The sequence below is a fragment of the Accumulibacter sp. genome (assembly GCF_032229525.1).
GTDB lineage: Bacteria > Pseudomonadota > Gammaproteobacteria > Burkholderiales > Rhodocyclaceae > Accumulibacter.
Window position 1 is genome coordinate 13,768 of record NZ_JAVTWB010000056.1, and the last position, 3,005, is coordinate 16,772.

Annotated in this window: 1 protein-coding gene; it reads right to left on the bottom strand. The window is 65.0% G+C overall.

From position 1 onward, the window contains the following. On the bottom strand, nt 1–3,005 hold a 3,005-nt coding region (locus tag RUW20_RS03945), incomplete at both ends, for a DUF748 domain-containing protein (RefSeq protein ID WP_313950895.1).

Sequence of the window (3,005 nt, forward strand, 5' to 3'; positions counted from 1 at the left end):
GTCCTTGACCTTGTACTGCAGATCCAGCGCCAGCTGCCCGCCCTCGATCCGACGACCGGCGAACTTGATGACGTAGGGCGACAGCGAACTCATCGTCAGATTGCGAAAGGTCATCTCGATGTCGGTCAACTTCTCGGGGCGAAAGACGTTGATCTGGCCCCGAATTTTCGCCGAACCATACTTGTCGACACGCGCGTCGAGCTGAACTTTGGCGCTGCGGTTGGCATCGCTCCCCAGACCGGTGACCACCCCCTTCAGCTCATGCATCCGCGCCCCGAACTGGGGTCGCAGACTGAGGTCGGCAAACTCGAGCGCGCCCCTGGCAACCCGCAGGCGGGCGATGCTGACCGGGAAGGGATCGTCCACCGTCGCGCCCTCGTCCCCGGCTTTCGCCTCCGCCGCTACGGATCCTACGACGCCTTCTGCGCTCGCCTGCTCAGCGGCGCCTGGCGCCGCCTCGCCATTCTTGGGTTTCTTCAACACGTCGGTCAGATTCACCGACTGGTCCTCGGCGATGATCAAACGCCCTGCCGGCGCCAGGATCTGCAGTTCACCGATGTCCAGGCGGTTCGGCTCGACAGTCAACAACAGATCGTCCGTGGTCAACGCCTCCCAGGTGACGAACGGCCGCTTCGGCTCGACCTCGTCGATCTGCAGCTTATCGACCGCGAAGCTGCCTTGGTACGCCAGTTGCGCACCAGTCGCTGCCGGGTCGCCGTAGCGCAGGCGCCCGGCGGTCGACAGCGTACCGGTGGCCAGATGCAGCTCGGCGACTCCGGAGAGGAAGGGCTGCACCGGCGCCAGAGCGATGGCCGCCAACTTGAGCTGCAGGTCGGATGTACCGTTGTCAGCGCGAACGCTGCCCCTGGCCTCGATCTCACCACCGCTCACGACCTTGGCCTTGAACTCGACCTGCATCGGGGTGGTGACTCCGGTTTCAAAGCCAGCGATTCGCGCACGAATCGACTCCAGCCCGACGGCCAGCGGCGGCCCACCGCGTCGGTCCTCGAAAGCGAGGGCGAAAGCGTCGACCTCGGTCGACTTCACGGCCACGCGCCAGACGCTGTCCACCGCTACGGCATCACCCGCGGACGCGGCAGCGGCCTCCGCCGCCACGTCCGCGGCGGCGCGAGTCACGATCATGCCATTGAACCTGCCCTCGGCATCGAGCCAGGTCTGCGCCTTTCCGTCGACCAGAGCGATCTGGTCAACGGTGAGCACCCTGTCCTTCAGGCGCAACACGCCGCCTGACAGGTTTACACGAGCAGCGCGGAACATTTCGCTCGCGGCATCGGCGGGGCTGTGAAAAATCGCATCCGAAAGCGCCACGCTGAGGCCTTCGCCGTTAAGGTCCAGCTGCCCATCGGGCAGTGCCAACAGCAGGGATTTGGCGCCAAGCTTGGCGGCCGAGATCTGTGCGACTTCGGACGAAGCACCCTGAGCGACAACGCCGAGCGCCGTCAACTTCAGCGCCAAATCGTCGAAGCGCAGGCCCAGGCCGGACGACGCAGGCGATCCGCCGCCGAGAGCAGCGGCAATTGCGCGCACGTCGAGAGACGCGTCATGCAATGCGATCCGATCGGCGCCCTGTCGTGCAACGACACCTGTCAGCGATGCCTGCGCAGCACCGGCGCCGATCCGGGTTCCTGCCTCTGTCTGAGCCAGCGACAGCTTGTCGCTGGCGATCACGAGCCTGCGCAGATCGACGCTGTTCGCCCCGTTCTGCGCCTTCACGCCGTCAAAACTGGTTTGTACCTGGTCAACGGCGAGGTCGAAACCAGCGTCGGCAATGACCATGGAAATCTTCCCGGCCGCGATAACCCCGTCGGGGACAGCGAGCTTATCCGCGCCGCTCTGTAGCCGCGTGCCGGAAAGTGACAGCTTCGGCTGCACCAGCGCGACCTGCATTCCGGCTGCAGCGAACTCGATGGATGGAGAGGTCTCGAAGCCAAGCGCGGCAACGTCAATCACCAACGCCTGCGCCGGGTCGGAATAGGCGACCTCGACCGCCGATATTTCGGCGCGGTTGACCACCACTCGCCACGCTCCGGGCGCCATCGCTTCCCGCGCATCGTTGACGGGCGCAGCCCCTTCTCCGGAGGAAGCGACAGCTGCCGCTTCCGCCTGGGGCCCCTTGGCCGTCACTGTGGGGCGCACGAGGCCTTCCCAATTGAGCTTGCCGTTTTTGTCAAAAGCCAAGGCAATGCGGCCTTTGGCCAGCCGGAAATCAGCAAGGCTTGCTTGTCGCGTAGTGAGATCGACGCGTCCCTGCTGCAGCGACAGCCTGCCGATCGCCAGTAGCGGCGAAGCGGCGCCGGCAGCACTGAGCGACAATTCGGCCACGGCGAAATCGAGATCCTGCACCAGCCCCGATAGCGTGCCGCCTGCGTCGACCGCCAGATCGAAGCTGGCGCCGAGCGCAAGCTTCCCCGCCGGCGAATCGACGGCCAGCAGGCGCGGCAAACTCCGAACCAGCGTTGCCACCTGCAGACCGCTCAACGTCAGCTTCCCCTTCGAGACGATCGGATTCAGCGCCAGTTCGCCACTGCTCTCAACGGCCTCATCGGCAGCGCTACGCGCCGACAGCCGGTAGCTGGCCGCGTGCCCAGGCAGGCTTGACAGATTGTCGATCTCGACCAGCAGCGGCTCGATCCGCGCCACCAGTGGATCGTCGAGCAGCTGGTCGGAGAACTCGATGCGACCATCGGTCAAGGCGACGCGCTGCACGATGAAACGCGGCAGGCCCTGATCTTGTTGATCGGGTTCGCTTTTCGGCAGGCGTTCGAGCAATGACGCGAAGTTGTGCCGACCATCCTTGTCGAGTGAGAAGTGCACAACCGGCGCCTCGAGCGTGGCCTCGGAAAAGGTCCACGCGCCATCGATGACGCTGCGCAGTTCGAAATCGACCAGCAAGCGCTTGAACCCCAGCAGGGGCTGGCCGGCGGGATCCGAAAGGGCGAGATCGTCGACTTCAAACCTGAACAACAGCGGATTGAAGCGCACCT